This window comes from Segatella salivae DSM 15606, assembly GCF_000185845.1.
In the GTDB taxonomy this organism is placed as follows: domain Bacteria; phylum Bacteroidota; class Bacteroidia; order Bacteroidales; family Bacteroidaceae; genus Prevotella; species Prevotella salivae.
This window is the reverse complement of record NZ_GL629647.1, coordinates 1,056,115-1,077,518: the sequence shown is the minus strand read 5'-3', so window position 1 is coordinate 1,077,518 and position 21,404 is coordinate 1,056,115. Positions and strand designations below refer to the sequence as shown.

Sequence of the window (21,404 nt, the reverse complement as noted above, 5' to 3'; positions counted from 1 at the left end):
ATATGGCAAAAGAAGAATTAAAATATGAAGAGGCTTTGCATCAGTTAGAGCATATTGTGACGCAAATGGAGAACAATGAACTTGGGATTGATGCGCTCAGTGAACAACTAAAGAAGGCACAAAAGCTGATTAAACTTTGCAAAGATAAGCTGACAAAAACAGATAACGAAATTAAAAAAATCTTAGAAAAAGATGCTTGATATAAGCTGAATTTATGGCTTTTGAATGTCGAAAGCTGTAATATTATAGTCTTAATTGTATTAACAAAGTTTAAGAAAGATGTAAGAATAACGGACAACTATAAAGTGCTTGCAATCTTATTGATAGCGTCTTGATTGCTCGTTAGCGTCAGTTTGGCTGTTGTTCTCTATGGAATCGGGTTGTTAAGAAGGCCATTTCGTGCGGTAAAATGACCTAAATTATGAGCTTATTTTGTAAGGATTATTTTTGATAAAGGGCCGTTTGATATGCCCTTATGAATAGAACCATGAAAAAAGGGAAAGCATATCAATACTTTCCCTGATGCAAAGATAATAAATTTTTAGGGCAAAAGCAAATGCACTTTGAATTTTATTGACGGATGTAGTGGCTTTCGTGGATTTGCAGATTCAATAATAATGTAAATTTATTCATTGCTTATCAACTTGCTTTTTCACCATGAGAGATTGATAATTTGAATAATATGGTCAATCATTAAGGTGTTTTTGTTTCATCGAAAAGTGGTATTTTCCAACGATAATAAATAAAAAACGTGATTAATTTTGACAGGGATTTGTTGGTCATGCGTATTTTTCTTTGTACTTTTGTAGTTGAAATAAAAATAAACAATAAAACATTTAAGGTGATGAAAGACTTGGATTGGTCTAATTTATCGTTTGGTTACAGACCAACAGATTATAATGTTCGCTGCTATTATCGCAACGGAAAGTGGGGCGAAATAGAGGTATGCTCTGAAGAATATATTCATCTTCACATGGCAGCTACATGTCTTCACTATGGTCAAGAGGCTTTCGAAGGGTTGAAAGCTTATCGTTGTCCTGACGGAAAAGTACGCGTTTTCCGTGTTGAAGAGAATGCATCGCGTCTGCAAAGCACCTGCCGTGGCATTCTGATGCCAGAGGTTCCGACCGACCTTTTCATTGAAATGGTGAAGAAAGTCGTTCGTCTTAATCAGGAATATATCCCTACTTATGAGAGCGGGGCAACGCTTTATGTGCGTCCTTTGCTGATAGGAACAGGGGCACAAGTAGGTGTTCATCCCTCCGAAGAATATCTGTTTATGATTTTTGTGACCCCAGTTGGCCCTTATTTCAAGGGAGGTTTCTCTGCAAACCCCTATGTTATTATTCGTGATTACGACCGTTCGGCACCGCTTGGAACAGGTAAATATAAGGTGGGTGGCAACTATGCAGCCAGTTTGAAGGCCAATTCTATTGCACATTCAAAGGGCTATGCCAGTGAGTTTTATCTCGATTCAAAGGAAAAGAAATATGTAGATGAGTGTGGAGCAGCCAATTTCTTTGGAATAAAAAATAACACTTATGTTACTCCAAAGAGTACTTCCATTCTGCCATCTATTACGAATAAGAGTCTGATGCAGATTGCAGAAGACCTTGGAATGAAGGTAGAGCGTCGCCCAGTTCCTGAAGAAGAACTTGAGACTTTTGAGGAAGCAGGAGCTTGTGGAACAGCCGCCGTCATCTCACCGATATCTCATCTTGACGATATGGATACCGGAAAAGTCTATCGTTTCGGTGAGAGGCCAGGCCCATGGTCAACCAAACTCTATGAAACCTTGCGTGGAATACAGTATGGAACCATTGAAGATAAGCATGGTTGGACCACAGTTGTTATTGGATAAACAATTAAATCAAAATACGCATTCGATGGCTTTGTGCCGTCGAATGTAAATTATTTACTCATCAATTAATTTATTTTATACTATGGACAGTATTACAAATTACAAGAACCGAGCGCTAAGTGCCTTGGAAAACAAATGGGGAAACTTTGTTGCTATTACCTTTGTTTATGGGTTTATCATTGGTGTTACCCAAATTTTATCAGGAGATAAGGATAGTCCTGCTATCTTACATCTCATTGGTTTAGTGCTATTTATCTTGGCACTTCCTTTAACTTGGGGCTATCAGACGCTTTTCCTTGGCGCTGTAAGAGGTGGAGAAGCAACAGCAAAAGACATGTTTGAGGGCTACAACAAAGAACTGTTCTCAAGAGTTTTGACTACAACCTTGTTGTATTATGTTTATGTTTTCCTCTGGAGTTTGCTGTTATTAATTCCTGGTTGCATTAAGTCTTATTCGTATGCAATGACACCTTACATCTTGAAAGATAATCCAGAGATGAAGAACAACGCTGCTATTGAGGAGAGTATGCGCATGATGGATGGCCACAAACTTGAGCTTTTCTTACTTGATTTGAGTTTCATCGGTTGGGCAATACTTTCAATATTGACTTGCTGTATAGGCTTTTTGTGGCTTGTTCCCTATATGAACATGGCTCGTGTTAACTTCTATGAGGACTTGAAGAAGGCTTCAGTAGAAGTGAAAGAGGCTTAAACAAAGATATTCTTTTTGTGGGTATCAAACGTTGAAACCTTTCGTTTATGAAAGGATTTCAGGGTTTGGTGCCCATTTTCTTTGGCCTTTGGTTTCATGTTTTCAATTTGATTTGGTTGTATTCTTTTGGATAATGCCTCTGAAAGTTGTGTATATCATACTTTCCTTGTACCTTTGCAATAAATTCATTCTATGGGAAAAGGAAAGTTAGCCAAGTTTGCCGAGATGGAGACATTTAGCAATGTCTTTCAATATCCGTATTCAGTTGTCGACAATGTGCCTTTTGAAATGCAAGGACATTGGCGTGAAATGTATTTCAAAAACAATCATCCGATTGTGTTGGAATTAGGATGTGGCAAGGGAGAATATACGGTAGAATTGGCTCGTCTCTATCCAGAAATGAACTTTATTGGCGTAGATATCAAGGGAGCGCGTATGTGGACAGGAGCCAAGCAGGCTTTGGAAGCAGGACTAAAGAATGTTGCTTTCTTGCGCACGAATATCGAAATTATTGACCGTTTCTTTGGCAAAGACGAGGTAAATGAGGTTTGGCTCACCTTCAGTGACCCGCAAATGAAGAATCCCCGCAAGCGTTTGACCAGTACTTTCTTCTTGAATCGTTATCGAAAGTTCCTTGTTAATGAGGGAATAATGCATGTAAAGACCGACTCAAATTTCCTCTTTACCTATACCACTTATATGATACAGGAAAATCATTTGCCTGTAATTTTCTCAACAGATGACCTATATCATACCGCAGGTTTAGATGAAGAGACGCGCAAAATCTTATCCATTCAAACCTATTATGAACGCATGTGGATAGAAAGAGGCTTGAATATACGGTATGTTAAGTTCCTTCTTCCACAGCAAGGTGTACTTCGTGAGCCCGATATTGAAATCCCTTTGGACGAATATCGCAGTTATCATAGGCCGAAAAGAAGTAGTTTAAATACGAATAAATAAAAAAAAGTAAATTATTTGTTGTATTAAAATAAAAACCTTACTTTTGTATTTCAATCGCACATCTTTTATGAGTTGTGCTTTTGTTTCATGAATGTTATGGCCTTAGGGCTAACATAAGATATGCTTATCTCCGTTGGGAGAAAGTTTTGTTTAATTAGTCGTGTATACTCGAGCTCGTGAGAGTGTAAGTATACAAAATCTTAAAAGTTGAGTAAATAGAGAACGCATAGTCGGACGACCGTGCGTTTTCGCTTTTTATATTGTTTCATTTCATGGAATGAAAAATAATCCTTACTTTTGTAATTAGATAATAAAGTAAATACAAAAAGATTTCATTTAAACGACACGAAAGATGACATTATATCCAAAATTGATTACCGATGCATTGGCAACTGTTATTTATCCCGGGACAAAAAAGAACCTTGTGGAGAGTGAAATGGTTGCAATGGATGATGTACATATTAGTGGTATGGAGGTGAAAGTAACGTTGATATTCCCACGCGACACGGATCCATTCCTCAAATCGACTGTAAAGGCGGCCGAAGCTGCTATTCATTATCATGTCAGTAAAGACATAAAGGTGACCATTGAGACTGAATTTAAGTCGTCACCACGCCCAGAAGTGGGCAAACTTCTTCCCCAAGTGAAGAATATTATCGCTGTAAGTTCGGGAAAAGGTGGTGTTGGTAAGAGCACGGTTTCAGCCAACTTAGCCATAGCTTTGGCGCGTTTGGGCTATAAGGTAGGCTTGTTAGACACCGACATCTTTGGTCCTTCAATGCCTAAAATGTTTGGTGTCGAAGACGAAAGGCCTTATGCTATCGACAAAGATGGCCGACAACTCATCGTTCCTGTAGAGAGATATGGAGTTAAACTCTTAAGTATTGGCTTCTTTGTTGACCCAGATACGGCCACACTTTGGCGTGGAGGCATGGCGACTTCTGCCTTGAAACAGCTTATCGCTGATGCCGATTGGGGCGACCTTGATTACTTTATTCTCGACACTCCTCCAGGCACAAGTGACATTCATTTGACGCTACTTCAGACGTTATCCATAACAGGTGCCGTCATCGTTAGTACTCCTCAGAAGGTTGCTTTGGCTGATGCGCGCAAGGGAATTGACATGTATGAGAACGATAAAGTGAATGTACCCATCCTTGGATTAGTTGAGAACATGGCTTATTTTACACCCGCGGAACTGCCCGAAAACAAATATTATATCTTTGGAAAAGATGGTGCAAGCAACTTGGCAAAAGAGAAAAAGGTTCCTCTTTTGGCTCAAATCCCAATCGTTCAAAGTATTTGTGAGGGAGGAGATAATGGCGAACCAGCCGCTACAAAGGTAGATTCTGTGATGGGACAAGCCTTTCTTAGTTTGGCGCAGGCTGTTGTAACGGTCGTTAATCGACGTAATAAAGAGTTGGCACCAACAAAGATTGTTGATGTGAACAACGAATAACAAACCTATTGATTCAGCATAATCTGCTTGCATGCAGACTATGCTGTTTTGCTTATAAGACTCACTTTTATGATGATATTTATTAAAACGGAGATACGATGAAAAAGCTTTCATACCTTTTAGGCATAGTACTTTTTCTTTTATTCACGGCTGGTATGGTTGTACTTGGTTTTTATTTGCCCCAAGGAGAGCCGCCTTATAGTTACTTAGAAGCCCAGAAAGAAGAGGTCAGTGTAGATAGTTTTGAAACCCGAGGCATACGAAAAGTAGATGGGTTTTGGATTAAAAGTATGCCTGATGCAAATATAAACATCATCATAAGAACTACAAACGACCCCCGAAAGTGTTGTGTAACCTATCCCAAAGATCTTATCCGAATGGTGAGAACGGATAGTGTTTTGTTATGTTATCCCACTGAAAAGGGAAGAAAGATTGATGTGTGGAGGAAGAATCGTCTCGTTCATAAATATTCGGATTTTGATGTTCGTGTGTTATCAGAATATAACTTAGATCAGGATGATGGAGATGGAAGTTTGAAACGAAGTTATGAGAATAGCAATCACGATATATTCATTTATCTAACTGTTCCGACTTATTTTTGGGCTATACGATGCGATAGTCCAGGATGTAATTTCTTATTTGTTGATGCCAAGTTGCCCTCATTATATTATACAAACCAAGAGAATGGAAGTTTTACTTTCTTAGGAAAGACGACTATAGATGACTTCTGTTGTGCTTGGATTTTTGACCGGTTAGATTTGCGAAAGGCTCATATTAAGAACATGAAAATACAGCTGGGATATAGTATGAACTATGGAGACGGCGATTGTAAGGTGGGCCATCTACTCGTAACGGATGAGGGAAATCTCACTCCTTTCTTTCCAAAGTCCTATGGCTCGATTGAAGTTCGTGAGAAGAAATATGGCGATATCACCTATGGAACGGACTCAATTCCAATGGCAACACTAATGAAAAATAATAAGAAATAATATGGAACAGTCATTTTTTAGCCCAAATACAGTGGCATTTATGCGTGCCTTATGGAGTGCTTCTAAAAAGAAAGTAATTATAACAACAATTGTTTTCTTTCTTCTTATGTTGCTTGTTGAAGGCTTCATTTCCGCAATTCGTGGCATGGGTTCACCCACAGCAACAGTCTCTATGTATAGTGTTGTCATAGCGCTCTTTCCTCTTTGGTTGTTAGCCTGCTGCATCTTTGCCTCTTGGGGCATGAGTAATGCTTCAGCGATTGACGAGCGTCGTGTCAATGCATCGCGTGGATGGATCATCAGATGGACATTCTTTGTGCTGTTACCATTTTTATTTTATGGTATACTGGCATATCTTTTAGATGCAATTATCGCAACTCCAACATACCAACCAATGCCTTGGGTAGAGGGATCTGAATTTTTTCCTTTCGGTAATATCTTGCCATTTATATTCTTCTTTTCTTCCTTCTTCTTTGTCGTTTCAACTTATTTCCCTCGTTATACCTTTCTGATTGGTTGTGGAATCCTTATACTTGTCTACATTATCATCAGCATAGTATGGCCACAGGCAGTCTGGTGGAATCCTGATAATATAGAAATTCCAACGCCCTTTATGATCTATTTTCTCATCTTAGCGGTTCTTGCTTTGCCTTTATCCTATTTTAGAATTAGGTGTCTTCATCAAGATGAGGAGGAAACGGCATTGGAAAAATAATTGAAGGTCATGTAAATGGTATTTTGAATACAGGCATTTTGCCATGCAAAAGCCGTCATTTCATCGTCTGATATCATTCATTTTAGGCGATGAAATGGGCTGGATTTGTTGACGAGGTGGAAGGGATTGTGATTCAATGTATTACAATGCTTCTCACGAGGCAGCTTTCTTTGAAGATTTTCTCTGGTAAGATGGTGAGTTAAAGCGTTATCTTTTGAATCGTAATTCAAATGAAAAAAGATTGCGAATAAATAAGATTTTTATTATATTCTTATTTATTCGCAAATTTGTTTTTTCTGCATCTATCTCATTATTCCAAGCTACGAGATCGATGTTTAGGATTGCGGTGCTATTTCTTCTGTTTTATTTTGTCTTTTATTCTTTGCTGCTACAGCCTTTGCTTTCAGCATATCCATACGTGCATAAGCCTGTTTTCGTGTCTTTATGATTTGATAACGATAGACGGCGCACGTAGCAAAGAAATAAACAACTGTTTGAATCCACAATGCCGTAAACTCTGGTTCGATGTCGTCAAGGGTTCCCCCCATACTGCTGATGCGTAGGAAACCGCGCACTCCAAACGTTGAAGGGAATAGCTGAGCAAAGGCTTTCCATAGGTCGGGCATGTTTGTTTCGGGCCATGAGATGCCTGTAAGGAACAATAGAGGAATAGAGGTGAAGACAACGAGTAGCATCACATTTTCGCGATATCTCACAAGACATGAGAGCGCCATTCCAAAGAAAATAACAGCTAATAGGAAGGGAATCATCAGCCCAATGAGGTCAATCGCGTGGACCATTGATGTGAAATGGAAGAAATGTGGCACACAGAGGGTGAGATAAGCTGCCATGACAGCAAACACCATAAAGTAACACATTGACTTGCCAAGTACTATTCGGAAGATGCCAACATAATGCTTACTGATGGGTATAAGTTCCTGATATCGGTTGTTCTCTCGGGCCGTTCCAGCTGCCAAACCAATACCCAATAGTAGGGTTTGTTGTAGGATAAGGATGAGTACTCCAGGGATAATGGCGTTGCCATATCCCCCTGTTGTGTTGAAGATTGGCACCTCTTCATAGTCAAGAGGCTTTGTGGTTATCTCGTCATCACGATTGGTGAAGTCGATGGAGTGACTGATTTGGATGGCAGAATTCATTTTTGAGGCCACCGCTTGTGCCGTTTGATAGATGGCTTTATAAGTCAACATCAAACTCATATCGCAATAAACACTGACGTGTGCCTGCTCACCTCTGTAGAGTTTATGAGCGAAGTTTTTCGGGAAATAGACTACTCCGTGGACGACTTGTTTAGCAACAAGATCTTTCGCTTCATCGATACTGTTGCAGTAGTAGGCCACTTTTACCTCGGAAGCCGCATCAAAGTCACGGATGAATTCGCGACTGGTTTGGCTGTGACTCAAGTCTACTATTGCCACAGGTACCTTTTTAACGACCTCATTATTGTATATCCATGAGTAGAGCAAAGGGTAGAGTAATGGAACAAGGATAAAGAATATTAGCACCCCTTCGTCTGTGATTGTGGAGCGCATCTCCTTGGCCCAGATATAACACATATCCTTAATGCCATTGCTTATCTTAGTAAATAGTCCGTTCTCCATCAGGGTATATAATCATATAATAGCATGGAACGTTTGATGTTCCACATCGTAAATATAGGCAAGATGCTAAAAAGCACGAGGGCAGAGAGGTTGAACCATGCATCCATCAGTGGGAATCCGTTAAAGATGTTCATCTGATAAACCATGTAATAATGGCGTAAAGGGAAGAGTTGGGCTATTCCTTCAATGATAGGACTCATGGCAAATGCAGGGAAAGTAGCGCCACAAGCAGAGAAGCTTACTACTGACCAGAGTGAGCAAACGCTCATAGACATACGCAGACTCGGGATAAGTCCAAAGGTGAAGATACCGAAACCTTCAGCAGAAGTCACAGCAAGCAGCCCTAAAAGCAACATTGACCAGACGCCACCAGGGTGGGGGAAGTCCATCACTCCATAGATATAGAACTCGAATCCGTAGAAGATAGCGAGGAAAATTATGGTTTGTGGCAGAAATTTTCCAGTTAAAGCAACCCATGTTTTGTTTTCGGCCATAGCCATCCACTCCTTAGAACGTTTGAATTTTAGCTCTGTTCCGATAGAATAAGGCGTAAGCAAGAAGACGAATAACATCAGCAATCCCGGCACCATGACTGTGGAAAGATAAACATTATAATTTGCCCATGGGTTGCCAATCATGTGTAAGTCAATGGCGATTGGCTGTAGAAATGTTCGTATTTCTCCTTCAGTCTTGCCAAAAGCACTCAGCTTTTGTTTTCCAACAGCAGCAGAACCTAAGGCACTAATCGTCTTTAAGTCACGATAAAGTAATGAGCCTGCAACCAATGTTACATTACTATAATAGAATGATATCTTAGGTTGTGAGGCGCTCATCAAGCCACTTGTAGTACCTCGGGGGATATAAAGGAAGGCGTAAATCTTATTTTCTTGTATGGCGCGCCGTGCTTCATTTACATTATTATATGAAGCAATAACCTTTGTACTTTGAAAGGCATCGAGCTTTCGTATCATGGCTCTCGTGGTGGCTGTGTTGTCTAAATCCACCACACCTACAGGCATGTCTGTAGGTACTCCGCTTTGCATCAGTGAAGTAAAAAAGTAGATAACGATTACAGGAAACAGCACCATGCAGAACCAATAGATTGGATTCTTGATGATGATGCCGCATTCTCGCACGGCAATCTTATATATATTTTGGAGTGTGTGCATTTATTTTTTTATCAGACTCATGCCTGGACGTAATCCATCTAACTTGTCAATAGGACGTGCTTTCACTTCGAAGGTCTTTAAATCATATTGACCTGTGGTCTTCGTTGCTTTCCAAACCGCATAACTTCCTTGGTCTTTGATATAGAAAACCTTCATGCGGATGTCTTTATTAAAGGCTGGAACAAAGGCTGAAAATGTATCGCCTATCTTCATTCCTTTAAGCTGATCTTCACGAATATTGAATGCTCCCCAGATGTCTTTCATAATTGAAATGCTCATGATTGGCGAGCCAAGACCGACAAGTTCGCCCACTTTCGGGTAAACATCACTCACTTCTCCTTCAACCTGTGACACCTGAACAGTTTCTTTCAACAATGAACTAACAACGTCAACTGCACTTTTTGCTGCTTGTGCATTACTTGCTGCGATGCGCTTTTCTTGTGATCTTGCTCCATTTTTTGCCATGTCATATTGGCTTTGAGCGGCTTTAACCTGCGCCTCAGATGCCTTGAATGCTGCGAAAGCTTCATCGCGTTTCTGTCCACTAATGACCCCTTCGTTATAGAGATTCTGCATGCGTGTATAAGTCTTTTTTGTGATTTCAGCAGCTGCTTTAGCCTGTTGAACGAGCTCAAATGCACCCTGAATCTGTTCCTTTCTCGCCCCGGCATCGGTGAGATCTTGTAGGGCTTGGGTTGCAGCACCAGCCGCTTGAGCTACTTTTTTCTGTGCATCTATCTCAGGAATCTCAAGGATAGCCAGAGTGTCTCCTACATGAACGAAGTCTCCTTCCTTAACACGTAGTTCGACGATTCGGCCTGGAAGTTTACATGAAACACGATATTCTGATACCTCAACTTCACCCTGAATAGTATCATCTTCGCGTCCAAGTGTTAGGAAACCAATAAGACCTACAATGACAACGACAAGGATAAAAGCGATGATTGCAAGTAGAATGTTGTTATGTTGTGATTTTGCTGACATGATATTTTCTTTTTTTCGATATTAATAATTCAATACACCGAGTGACTTTTGGAGATTGACTTGCGCCATCTTTACTTCCACTTCAGCGTCTATTTGCTGACTCTTTGCCTGTTGCCATGCAGTCTGTGCCGCCATGACTTCAGTCGTTTCCATGACACCTTCCTTAAAGCCCACATTTGCACAACGCAGATTTTCTTCTGCACTTTTAATGTTTTTGCGTGCCATTAAGAGTCGTTTGTGTGCCTCTTTTACTTTGAATTCACTTTGTGTTATCTGTAGATTTATCTTCTCCTGTGCATCATATAACTCCATCTGAGCCATGCTGGTTGCAGCCTTGGAAGCACGTACTTTGTAGGCACCTTCAAACCAATTCCATACAGGAACCTGAACGATTACGCCGACATTCCATGTTCCTGCAAGCTTACGTTCAAAGCTATTGAAAAGGTTTGGATTGCTAACGATGTAGCCACCTGTTAATAATATGTGTGGAAGATAAGTGGCGCGAACGAGTTTTGTGGCTTGTTCACTGATATTGATAGCATTCTGAAGCAGTCGAAGCTCTGGGCGATTGGTGTTCGCCGAGGCTTTATCTGCAACAGTAGTCGATAGTTCATTGAGATTGACATTCAGTTGTTTGCGATTCTCATCAGCTAAGGTGATGTCTCTATCCATTGGCAAACCACAGAGTTGGCATAGCAACATCTTTGCCAATGTGAGTCCATCTTCAACTTGAGTCAATTGCATTTCTGCTTCGTTGACTTTCACATCGACCTTCAATCCGGCTGCGCGTGTGGCCACTCCCTGTTTAATCATTTTGTTAACATCGTCATCAAGCTTCTTAACTAAGCTAAGATAGCTTTCGGCCAAGGCTTTTTTCTGTTTCAAAGAAACTACTAACCAGTAAGCTTGATCAATGCTGTAGAGCGTAGCTTGCATCTTAGCATCGGCATCATTTGCGGCTAACTGTTCATTGATTAGTGCAATGTTATTCAATGCAGTGATAGCTCCGCCCATGTAAATTGGTTGCCGAAGCATGATAGCTCCACCCCAAATATGGTGCGTGTTGGTGTCTAATGACTTCGTAATTGAACTTCCGATATCATTCCCAACAGTAGCAATGGGTGCTCCGATTTGGCTCACCATTCCGTTTATTTGCTGTGCAATGGCGGGAGTGATAAGGCCTTGTTGTACTAAACCTGTAATCATTCCGCCGAGACTTCCGCCTGCAGCAGTTGTGAAATTTGAACCTAAATTATTGAGCGCGCTCTTCTGATCTTTACTCAATAAAGAGATAGTTTCACTGAAATATTGGTATCCTCCCGCCGCATCTACTTTGGGAAGATATTTTGTTTTGGCTGCTTTTCGAATGTTCAGTGCTATCTCTTGTTTCATTTTTGAAACGTTAATCTGCTTATTATTGCGCAAAGCCAATGCACGACAACTATCAAGGCTCAATGTGTTTTGAGCCGTGACGGGCAGCATAACGCTACAAATAATTGCGAAAGAAAGTATTTTCTTCATCTACCTTACTATAGAATTGCAGTTTGTTTCAATGGATTCACTATTTAAAAGTGAAGCTTCGTGTTCCAATCATATTGCCATCTGCAAAGATACTAACATTGTATGTACCTTCCATTAGCGCTTGATTGACATTCCAATATAAAGTTACAGGGGTTTCTTGTCCACCATATTCAATGGTTTTTTGCATAGAGCTTGCCAAGGATTTATTCTCATATTGGAACGTACCTCCACCGCTAAGTAGTGACCCTGTGGGTGAAGTTATCCTCACATATACAGTCTTTGTGCCATTCCCTGCAGTAACATTCTTACTGATAGTAAAGTTTAATTGCAAGGCCGTACACTTGGAAATCTTGTTTGTTGTCTTGCCATGTTTGTTCTTACCTTGTAGCGAAATACCAGTCGCATCAAGTTGAGCGGCGATGGCAACTTTCTCAGATAGGGATGCTTTTTCATTGTTGAGGCCTTCTATCTGACGTGTAGCTTCTGCATATTGTCCTTTGATTTGTGTGTTCTCCGCAGTCAGATTTTGATTTAATCTGTTGAGAGAATCAATCTCAATGACATAGCTTCTTAACACCTTTCTGACAGTAGCCAGCTCCCTTTTCAAGCGTGCAATCTCTGCAGCATCAGTGCTTTTAACGTTTCTAAGTTCGTCTAATAAACGCTGTGTTCGTTCTTGTTCTGCCGTAAGTTGAGCCACAATAGAATCATTACTGATTTGACTCTTCATCTCACTATATTGATTTGCGAACTGCTGATACTCGTTTTCCATTTCTTTTTTGTCGAGTTCTGCCAGTTCTTGCATGGCCTTGTTCTCTTTCTTTTGATTGCTGAGAGTAATTGAAAGATAGGCTATGCCTGCTACAAGTAACAGACCTATAAGGATTATAGGGATTAAAATTTTCTTATTCATAAGTTATATCGTCTCTTCATTCAATTAACATCGCAAATTTAATTATTTTATCTTAATTATCAAAGTATTTCTGAGAAGCAATTGAAAGCAAGTGATTTTTTTTGCATTTTTACGAAAAAAACGAATCATATTAATTTTTTTTCTTAATTTTACGGCCGAAAACCTTAAGTAAGTGGACTAAATGAGTATAATGAAGTTTGTCAAAAAGGCATTCTATCTTTATTATGACGGCTTCAAACAGATGACATTGGGTAAGACGCTTTGGCTGATTATCCTTATCAAGTTGTTTGTAATTTTTGCTGTCTTGAAGTTGTTTTTCTTTCCTGATTTCATAGGAACAAGAGTTAAGAACGGCGATAAGGCTACGTTTGTCAATTCGCAGTTAGAACGTCGTATGCCTAAAAAAGCACGCTAACCTATATCTTGTAATTCAACTAAGTTTTAATAATAATCAATAAACAACATTATGATGCATCAACTTTTAGACGTCAGTGCGGCTACAATAGACTGGTCGCGGGCGCAATTTGCACTTACAGCCATCTACCATTGGCTGTTCGTTCCTTTGACCCTTGGACTTGCTGTGGTCATGGGAATCGTAGAAACTTGTTACTATCGTACAAGGAAAGAGTTTTGGAAAGAGGCTGCAAAGTTCTGGCAAAGACTTTTCGGAGTTAACTTCGCTATGGGCGTTGCAACGGGTATTATCCTTGAGTTTGAGTTTGGAACAAACTGGAGTAACTATTCATGGTTTGTCGGAGATATCTTCGGAGCGCCTCTTGCCATCGAAGGAATCCTTGCATTTTTCATGGAGAGTACATTTGTTGCAGTGATGTTCTTTGGCTGGAAGAAGGTCTCAGCGGGATTCCACTTAGCTTCTACTTGGCTAACAGGTATAGGCGCAACTCTATCTGCATGGTGGATATTAGTGGCCAATGCATGGATGCAATATCCTATTGGTCAGACCTTTAATCCTGACACTATGCGTTTCGAAATGAGCTCATTCTTTGACGTAGCACTATCTCCTTTTGCTGTCGATAAGTTCTGTCATACTGTTACATCTTCATGGATTATCGGTGCAATTTTTGTCGTTGGAGTTAGTAGTTGGTATCTATTGAAGGGCAGAGAAAAGTTGTTAGCAGTCAATAGTATCAAGATTGCGACAATCGTTGGACTATGTGCTTCTCTCTTAACTGCTTTCACTGGGGACAACTCTGCCTATCAAGTGGCACGTGTTCAGCCAATGAAACTCGCTGCAATGGAAGGGCTTTATCAAGGTGGAAAGGGGCAAAGTCTTTCGCTTGTTGCCGGTGTTCCTCTCTGTGGACAGCCTGATTATCGCAACGAACAAGAGCCACCTTATAGAATAGGTATACCCAAAGCATTGTCTTTTATGGCGACACATGACTTCAATGGTTATGTTCCGGGAGTGAACAATATCATTCAAGGTTACGTGAAAGATGATGGTAGTAAGGAGCCATCTGTAGCCGAAAAGATTAAGCGCGGACGTATGGCTATCGCAGCATTACAGCAATATCGTGCTGGAAAGAAAGACGCAACGACACGTAAAACCTTGGCAGATAATATTAAATATTTCGGCTATGGGTATGTCAAATCAGCTGATCAGATTGTGCCAAACATCCCATTAAACTTCTGGGCTTTCCGTATAATGGTTGGTCTTGGCTTTCTTTTCATCTTGTTCTTTGTTGTCTCCGGTCATGTCGGATGGCGTAAGGATATCTCACAAAGACGCTGGCGTTGGCTTCATATCTCAGCCATCGTACTTGTTCCTTTGGCTTATGTTGCGTCTGAAGCTGGTTGGATTGTGGCAGAAATGGGACGTCAACCATGGACTATTCAAGACATGCTTCCCACGTGGGTTGCCGTCAGTGATATCCATGCAAGCAGCGTAATGATAACATTCTTCCTGTTCCTTTTGCTCTTTACTACAATGCTTGCAGTAGAAATAAACATTCTTTTGAAACAAATAAAGAAGGGGATGGAGGCCCCAACAGTATGACATATACATTCTTACAGCACTATTGGTGGTTGCTGGTTTCAGTTTTAGGAGGACTCTTAGTGTTCCTGATGTTCGTGCAAGGTGCCAACTCTTTAATCTTTAGTTTGGGCCATACTCCCGAAGAACGGAGGCTTGTTGTTAATTCCACAGGACGCAAATGGGAGTTTACTTTCACCACACTTGTCACCTTTGGTGGGGCATTTTTTGCTTCGTTTCCATTGTTCTATAGTACAAGTTTTGGTGGTGCTTACTGGTTATGGATGGTCATTCTCTTTACGTTTGTGCTGCAAGCGGTGAGCTATGAGTTCCAGAATAAGTTAGGAAATCTACTCGGAACACGAACCTTTCAGTGGTTCTTAATCATCAATGGTATCGTGGGACCACTGCTTGTTGGAGGTGCTGTTGCAACGTTCTTTGATGGGAGTAACTTCATCGTTGACAAGATGAATATCACCAATTCTATGCAACCTGTCATCAGCCGTTGGGCCAATGCAAGTAATGGTCTCGATGCTTTGCTCGATCCATGGAATTTGATTCTCGGCTTGGCTGTAATGTTCTTGGCTCGTGTTTTGGGATTATTCTATATGATTAATAATATTGATGATAAGGTCATTAATGAGCGTGCACACCGTCATCTCATTTATAACGTTGTACCTTTCCTCGTGTTATTCCTTGCTTTCCTCGTTCGAACCTTGTTGAAAGATGGCTATGCTTATCATCCAGAAACAGGCGTTATATTTATGGAACCGATGAAATATCTGCATAATCTTATTGATATGTGGTATGTCACCTTGGTGCTTCTTGTCGGCGTAGTACTATTGCTTTTCGCCGTAGTTCGCACAGTGATGCGCCCTGCTTACACACGAGGTATATGGCCAGCTGGTATTGGTGTGGTGCTTGTTGTTATTTGTTTGTTGCTTTATGCAGGCTGGAATAACACTGCATATTACCCTTCAAACGCTGACTTACAAAGCAGTTTGACGATTATGAACAGCTGTAGCAGCAAGTTTACACTGACAGCTATGTCTGTAGTTTCATTGCTTATTCCATTCGTTCTCGCTTATATCTTCTACGCATGGAGAGCTATTGACGGAAAGAAAATAGACCGCGCAGAGATTGAAAAGGACGAAGCTTATTAAAGGATTGTAATTTTCCGACTTTGTTTTTAACCTAATGCTGCAGACCATGTGATGATGGTCTGCAGCTGTTTTTTGCTAACGGAATGCCTGTTGAGGCGTTTTTGCTCTTTGAATGGTCTTCCTTTTTGATTGCTATCCTTTTTAATGATTCCATGAAAGCAGGGGGTTGCTCTTTCAAAAAGCGCCAGTTTACTTCATTATTTGACGTTTTTCGTTCGGTCAAATAGATGCTTTTGTGACGTGAAATGATAGTACTCGTAACACGTTGTAAATCAGAAAGAATCTCAGTGTGTTACGAGACCTATCTCAATCTTCCTGCGTTAGGTCTGAAATACGATTCATCAGTGCCTTTGCTTTGCTCAACAACGAAGCCTTATGCTCATGTTTTATAATGGGTTGTTCATTCATTTTGAAGGTCATGGTGTGCGCCTCCGTGTCATCATCTTGTATGCCAATGCCTGCCGTCTGAGGTGTTCTGTCTTCAAATTCTTCTTCGTCTACAGGCATTTCGACCGTAAAGGGCACATCCAAATCTGTTGATTCCCCATGCTCTTCGGGCTCTTCTGCTTGTGCGATTGGTTGTGGCGTAAAGCCAAACAACTGTCGTTTATAGGGTTTGTAAAGTTTACTAATGAGCGACTCAAAGTAATTTTCGCTTTGATTCACAGCCAACTCGTCTTCTGATTCCTCCTCAAACCCCGTGGCTAAAATCGTCACTTTGGCCTCTTCTCCAAGCGAATTATCCTTACTTACACCCCATATCACATCAATATTGGGGTCGAGGGCATCCATGAATTGGTCGATTTCATTCATCTCACTCACGAAAAGGGGATGCTCTTCACTTGTGTAAATGTTCAGCAAAATGCGTTTCGCTTTGTCTATTTCATTGCCATATAGCAAGGGCGAATCAAGGGCGTCGATGACTGCATGCTCCACTCTGTGCTCGCCATTTCCACGCCCCATTGCCATGATAGCACCGCCTCCGCCACGTAAGGTGGTTTCAACATCGCGAAAGTCAAGGTTGATGTCGCCTTCAACTGTAATCAGTTCGGAGATTGATTTCGTGGCATCGCTTAGGATTTCATCGGCTCTTTTGAATGCATCTTTTACGGTTACGTCTGTGTCATGATAGATATCGCAGATGCGTTCATTATTGATAATGAGCAAGGCATCAACGTTTTTGCGCATTGCTTCCACGCCTTGCAGGGCCTTAATAATCTTCTTTTTCTTTTCAAAATAAAACGGAATGGTTACAATGCCGATAGTCAATATGCCCATGCGCTTAGCTTCTCCTGCAATTATGGGCGCTGCTCCTGTACCTGTTCCGCCTCCCATTCCGGCAGTGATAAAGACCATTTTCGTACCATCATCAAGCAACTGGTGTATCAAGTCAATGCTGGATTGGGCTGCCTCACGGCCCACTTCTGGGTCTGAACCTGCTCCCAAACCGCTGTCACCCAATGGTAGTTTCACGCTCACGGGCGACTTTTGGAGGGACTGACTGTCGGTGTTGCAGACGGCAAAGGTCACGTTTACGATACCTTCTCGATACATATTGTTTACTGCATTGCATCCGCCTCCGCCTACACCAATAACTTTGATGATGCCTTTTGACTTATCTTCCACCGGACCGAAGTCCACTAAGGGTTGCAGTTTGTTGTTTTCTCCAAAATCTTCCATTGGCTTCTGTTGATAATAGTTGTGATGTTTATTTGTAAAGCTCAGCCAAACGTTGCATCAGATAGCGTGCACGGTCAATGTCGTTACCTACTGAAATGCGTTTTCTTTCATTGTCTTTCAGCGCAATGACCACTTGATAATCGTTGGCGACATAGGGATTTGAGCTATTGTTGAATGTGATATCATAGATATTCTTCTTGTCAATACGCTCCTTGTTGATAATGAGATAGTCTGCATATAGCAACACAGGAAGTTCTTGTCGAGTATTCGTGAGTACCGAATTGCTTAGTATTTCCACCGGTTCTCCATATTGTTCAATCATCTCATTGATATAATTTTCTTCAATGTTCTCTTCGTTAATCTGTTTGCTTTCAACGCATTTCTTGCCCGCAAACAGGCATTTCCACAGAATGTAAAGGCTGATAACAGCTACTACTCCGTATAAGAAAATTTTAATCATAGGCTTTGGTTTTTGAGTAATATTATTCTTCTATAATGTTTCTATCGTATATTTATTGTCCTCATTTGCTTAAAAGAAAGAGGATTTGACATCTTGTTTTCTCTACTTTTGCTATCAGTTTTCATTTCTGTTGCTTTGTTTCTATGGGCTTATTTTTATACTAAAGCTTATAGTATGTGGTTGAAAAACCTGTATTATAAGAGCCTTATATCATTTGTTTAGAATGAAAATATGCTCTAATTCCATAGATTTATGGTGTTCTTTTCTTCTTATCTCCCCGGCTGTTTAAGGCATTTCGTTCCCAAAACACATTGTCTGAATAACCTTGTATCACCTTATTCTTTATGGCATTCATGAGTCTTTTGGCAGCCCAAAGGCAATAGTCGCGGTTGAGTTCAATACCCACATAGTTGCGATTGAGTTTATAAGCCACAACAGCTGATGTGCCACTACCTAAGAAAGGGTCAAAAATCTTATCTCCAGGCTTGGTTGATGCCAAAATCAATTTAGCGTAAAGCTTCTCTGGTTTCTGTGTAGGATGGTCGGTGTTCTCAGGCATTGACCAGAAAGGAATACTGATATCATCCCAGAAATTCGAAGGATAGGTGATGCGAAAGTTCCCTGATTCTGTCTGTTCCCAATCTTTTGGTTTCCCATCGACCTTGTAAGGAGCAATTACTTTTCTTTTCATCTTGACAGCTTCAACGTCAAAGTAATAGTCTTTGGGATTCTTTACAGCAAACCAAATGTCTTCCATGGCATTCTTCCAATTAGCTTTTGCACCTCTTCCCTTTTCTCTTTGCCAAGTGATTCGGTTCAATATGGTGAGTCGTTCGGATATAACTTTCTGCATAGAGAGCGAACATTGCCAGTCACCACACATGTATAGCGTTCCATTTGGGACGAGTTTGTCACATACTTTGCCAAACCAACTCCTTAGATAGGCTTCATACGAAGTTGTGTTTAGCTTTGAAAATTTATTTCCGTGAAAGTCTTTTGCAAGATTATAGGGTGGATCTATGATAATCAAATGAAAGTAGTCGTTGGGAATTACATCAAGACAGTCGAACAAATCGGCATTAATCACGCTATTATCTGCAAATGATTTCTTCAGATCATTAGCGTTAATGATTGCTTTTTCTAATGTAGTAATCTCGTTTTCAGCGATTGTTAATGTCCTGTTTCGGTTTGCACGAGCTTTTTCTGTCATATTGTTTTGATGCTGTTTCTTATTTGTTTATTCAGTATTTTATTATAACCTCTTTCGTTTATATGGGTCTGTTGATAAACGATGTTTATTGGTTTTTGGCACTAATCGCATTTACTTGCCTTCGTGTTGTGGGGTAAAGTAAAGATAGGGTGCCACTGCTTGCACAAAAATACAAATAAAATCAGAGAATCAATAAGCTTCATAGGGAATATTTTCAATTAAACTATGTTTTGAGTTTTCCTATACTTTCTTCAATCAAGTTTATATTCTTCATAACCAACGACATAACTTTTATATGCACTTTCTTTAAGATATTTATGATATTTCTAAGGTGTTTTCTGCATGATATTTCATATTTTTGCGTCATGAATAGTTTAATGGGATTGATTTTCTTAGTTATTCCACTGCTCGGATGCAGTTTTGTGGGATGGCATGTGTGGATGATTTTACCTTTCGGTAATGTCTGTAAGGCTGTAATTTTGGGGTTGATGATACTGGCTTTTCTTTGCATTTTCTTCAACTTTTTTATTGGTCTTGATGGCTTACCCACTATTGTTGCACGCATATTTTACGAGATAGGTTATTCATCTCTCTTTATATTGCTCTATCTTTTCATGCTCTTCCTCTTGGCAGATGTAGCACGTTGGATAGGGATTCTTCCTCGCGAATACCTCCATGCAAGTGGAGTGGGGAGTCTTGTGGTGCTATTGTTGATTGTAGGAATATTCACTTATGGAAACCTCCACTATTATAATAAGGTGAAAGTTCCTATTGCTTTGAAATCTTCTAAGCGGTTGAAGCAGCCTGTAAAGATGGTGATGGTGAGCGATATACATTTGGGATATCATAACACACGCACTGATTTGGCTAAGTGGGTAGATATGATTAACGCCGAAAAACCAGACTATGTGTTGATTGCTGGCGATATTGTTGACTTCAGTGTTGTGCCATTGTTGCGTGCAGATATGGCTAAAGAGTTCCGTCGTTTGCAGGCTCCTGTCTTTGCATGTCTTGGCAATCATGATTATTATGCAGGCGAACCAAACAGTGAAAAGTTTTATCGTGATGCGGGAATCAAGCTGTTAAGAGATGCAACGATAGACTTAGGAAATGGTATAACGCTGATTGGGCGTGACGATAGGACTAACAAACGGCGCAAACCTTTGAAGGATTTGATGAGTGGCGTAGATAGGAACAATTATCTGATTTTGCTTGATCATCAACCCTATCACTTGGAAGATGCTGAACGAAATGGGGTGGATTTCCAGTTTAGTGGACATACACATGATGGACAAGTATGGCCAGTGAATTGGATTGAAAAAGCTATTTATGAAGATAGTTATGGTCCTTTGATGAAGGGACGCACGTTTTATTATGTGTCAAGCGGACTCGGAATTTGGGGTGGAAAGTTTCGTATAGGAACGCAGTCTGAATATTGTGTTGTTACAATAGAGTGATGTTGTTGCATGATTTGATTGTAAATGCTATTACTTTCGAGTGACTTTGCATACCAAAATATATTGAATCCTCTTACTCTGTAATGAAGTTTATTCTTGAAATAATCTCTCATAGCGTAATGGGGAAATGCAAAACTCATCAAAAAATCTAAAAAAATAGGACAAAAAGTTGTTTTCGTTTTCTCTTGAACTCACTCCAATCTTTTCCCATTTCTCAGCGAATGTTCAAAGGTTTAGATAAATTAACAAATGGAGCTATTGATAATCAGGAAGTTAGGTTGCCTAAGAACTAAGAACGAGAACAAAGAACAAGAACGACGAAAAGAAAGAAAGAAAAGATCGCCGCCGTCGTCGTTTTATTGTCGAGGGTTATTTTATGGGTTTTTCTTTGCCTGATATTGCAGTGTGCTTTGTGTGGAGTTGTCGTCTGAAGTCATGCATTTGGTCATGCTTTTTGCCTTGTTTTGTCAAACAACGCGAAAATTTTCACAAGTTTTCAAACTTTTCTTTAAAAACATTTGGATTGGGGCTTT

At 40.3% G+C, this 21,404-nt stretch carries 19 protein-coding genes; 11 read left to right on the top strand and 8 right to left on the bottom strand.

Translation table 11 applies throughout. From position 1 onward, the window contains the following. Positions 1-2: 2 nt before the first annotated feature. From xseB to HMPREF9420_RS04415, 7 genes are all read left to right on the top strand, one after another. The gene (xseB, locus tag HMPREF9420_RS04445) at positions 3-200 is read left to right on the top strand and encodes an exodeoxyribonuclease VII small subunit (RefSeq protein WP_007134260.1); all 198 of its coding nucleotides are present in this window, start codon (positions 3-5) and stop codon (positions 198-200) included. A gap of 581 nt (positions 201-781) precedes the next feature. After that, positions 782-1,861, top strand: a complete 1,080-nt coding sequence (locus HMPREF9420_RS04440) for a branched-chain amino acid aminotransferase (RefSeq protein WP_007134259.1) — start codon at positions 782-784, stop codon at positions 1,859-1,861. Between the two features lie 82 nt (positions 1,862-1,943). Further along, complete coding sequence (locus HMPREF9420_RS04435) at positions 1,944-2,573, top strand: DUF975 family protein (protein ID WP_007134258.1); 630 nt, start codon at positions 1,944-1,946, stop codon at positions 2,571-2,573. Positions 2,574-2,765: 192 nt separating this feature from the next. Further along, positions 2,766-3,536, top strand: coding sequence for a tRNA (guanosine(46)-N7)-methyltransferase TrmB (gene trmB / locus HMPREF9420_RS04430; protein ID WP_007134257.1), 771 nt, complete (start codon positions 2,766-2,768; stop codon positions 3,534-3,536). Between the two features lie 352 nt (positions 3,537-3,888). Beyond that, positions 3,889-4,995 carry an Mrp/NBP35 family ATP-binding protein gene (locus HMPREF9420_RS04425; protein WP_007134256.1) on the top strand — a complete coding sequence of 369 codons (1,107 nt, stop codon included), beginning with the start codon at positions 3,889-3,891 and terminating at the stop codon, positions 4,993-4,995. A 98-nt stretch (positions 4,996-5,093) separates the two neighbouring features. Further along, on the top strand, positions 5,094-5,984 hold the full coding sequence (locus tag HMPREF9420_RS04420; RefSeq protein ID WP_007134255.1) for a hypothetical protein: 891 nt from the start codon (positions 5,094-5,096) through the stop codon (positions 5,982-5,984). A 1-nt stretch (position 5,985) separates the two neighbouring features. Further along, entirely contained in the window at positions 5,986-6,699 is a 714-nt protein-coding gene (locus HMPREF9420_RS04415; RefSeq protein WP_044078764.1) for a hypothetical protein, read from the top strand. Positions 6,700-7,034: 335 nt separating this feature from the next. Here HMPREF9420_RS04415 and HMPREF9420_RS04410 read toward each other — a convergent pair whose 3' ends face one another. Genes HMPREF9420_RS04410 through HMPREF9420_RS04390 form a run of 5 tightly spaced genes read right to left on the bottom strand, consistent with a single transcriptional unit; the run spans position 7,035 to position 12,908 of the window. Beyond that, entirely contained in the window at positions 7,035-8,321 is a 1,287-nt protein-coding gene (locus tag HMPREF9420_RS04410) for an ABC transporter permease (RefSeq protein ID WP_007134253.1), read from the bottom strand. After that, on the bottom strand, positions 8,321-9,490 hold the full coding sequence (locus HMPREF9420_RS04405) for an ABC transporter permease (RefSeq protein WP_007134252.1): 1,170 nt from the start codon (positions 9,488-9,490) through the stop codon (positions 8,321-8,323). Before HMPREF9420_RS04405 ends, HMPREF9420_RS04410 begins: the two co-directional genes overlap by 1 nt. Continuing rightward, entirely contained in the window at positions 9,491-10,474 is a 984-nt protein-coding gene (locus HMPREF9420_RS04400) for an HlyD family secretion protein (protein ID WP_007134251.1), read from the bottom strand. 21 nt (positions 10,475-10,495) lie between these two features. Further along, positions 10,496-11,995 (bottom strand): TolC family protein, encoded by a 1,500-nt coding sequence (locus HMPREF9420_RS04395; protein ID WP_007134250.1) that lies wholly within the window; start codon positions 11,993-11,995, stop codon positions 10,496-10,498. Positions 11,996-12,035: 40 nt separating this feature from the next. Beyond that, on the bottom strand, positions 12,036-12,908 hold the full coding sequence (locus tag HMPREF9420_RS04390) for a GumC domain-containing protein (RefSeq protein WP_007134249.1): 873 nt from the start codon (positions 12,906-12,908) through the stop codon (positions 12,036-12,038). A 181-nt stretch (positions 12,909-13,089) separates the two neighbouring features. Here HMPREF9420_RS04390 and HMPREF9420_RS04385 point away from each other — a divergent pair, with 181 nt between their 5' ends. From HMPREF9420_RS04385 to HMPREF9420_RS04375, 3 genes are read left to right on the top strand one after another with little or no spacing between them, the layout of a single operon-like run. Beyond that, positions 13,090-13,323, top strand: a complete 234-nt coding sequence (locus HMPREF9420_RS04385; protein ID WP_007134248.1) for a DUF4492 domain-containing protein — start codon at positions 13,090-13,092, stop codon at positions 13,321-13,323. Positions 13,324-13,374: 51 nt separating this feature from the next. Continuing rightward, the gene (locus tag HMPREF9420_RS04380; protein ID WP_007134247.1) at positions 13,375-14,925 is read left to right on the top strand and encodes a cytochrome ubiquinol oxidase subunit I; all 1,551 of its coding nucleotides are present in this window, start codon (positions 13,375-13,377) and stop codon (positions 14,923-14,925) included. Next, a complete protein-coding gene (locus tag HMPREF9420_RS04375) occupies positions 14,922-16,064 on the top strand; it encodes a cytochrome d ubiquinol oxidase subunit II (protein WP_007134246.1) in 1,143 nt (380 codons plus the stop codon). Before HMPREF9420_RS04380 ends, HMPREF9420_RS04375 begins: the two co-directional genes overlap by 4 nt. Before the next feature lie 306 nt (positions 16,065-16,370). On the opposite strand, the gene ftsZ is transcribed toward HMPREF9420_RS04375, so the two are convergent. The 3 genes from ftsZ to HMPREF9420_RS04360 all read right to left on the bottom strand — a co-directional run bounded on the left by ftsZ (position 16,371) and on the right by HMPREF9420_RS04360 (position 19,414). Continuing rightward, positions 16,371-17,744: a cell division protein FtsZ gene (gene ftsZ / locus HMPREF9420_RS04370; protein ID WP_007134244.1), complete on the bottom strand. Its 1,374-nt coding sequence runs from the start codon at positions 17,742-17,744 to the stop codon at positions 16,371-16,373. Positions 17,745-17,772: 28 nt separating this feature from the next. Then, positions 17,773-18,204 (bottom strand): hypothetical protein, encoded by a 432-nt coding sequence (locus HMPREF9420_RS04365; protein ID WP_007134243.1) that lies wholly within the window; start codon positions 18,202-18,204, stop codon positions 17,773-17,775. Between the two features lie 250 nt (positions 18,205-18,454). Next, positions 18,455-19,414 (bottom strand): DNA-methyltransferase, encoded by a 960-nt coding sequence (locus HMPREF9420_RS04360; RefSeq protein ID WP_007134242.1) that lies wholly within the window; start codon positions 19,412-19,414, stop codon positions 18,455-18,457. A gap of 365 nt (positions 19,415-19,779) precedes the next feature. Between HMPREF9420_RS04360 and HMPREF9420_RS04355 the strand changes: the two genes are divergently transcribed. After that, complete coding sequence (locus HMPREF9420_RS04355) at positions 19,780-20,871, top strand: metallophosphoesterase (RefSeq protein WP_007134240.1); 1,092 nt, start codon at positions 19,780-19,782, stop codon at positions 20,869-20,871. Positions 20,872-21,404 lie beyond the last annotated feature (533 nt).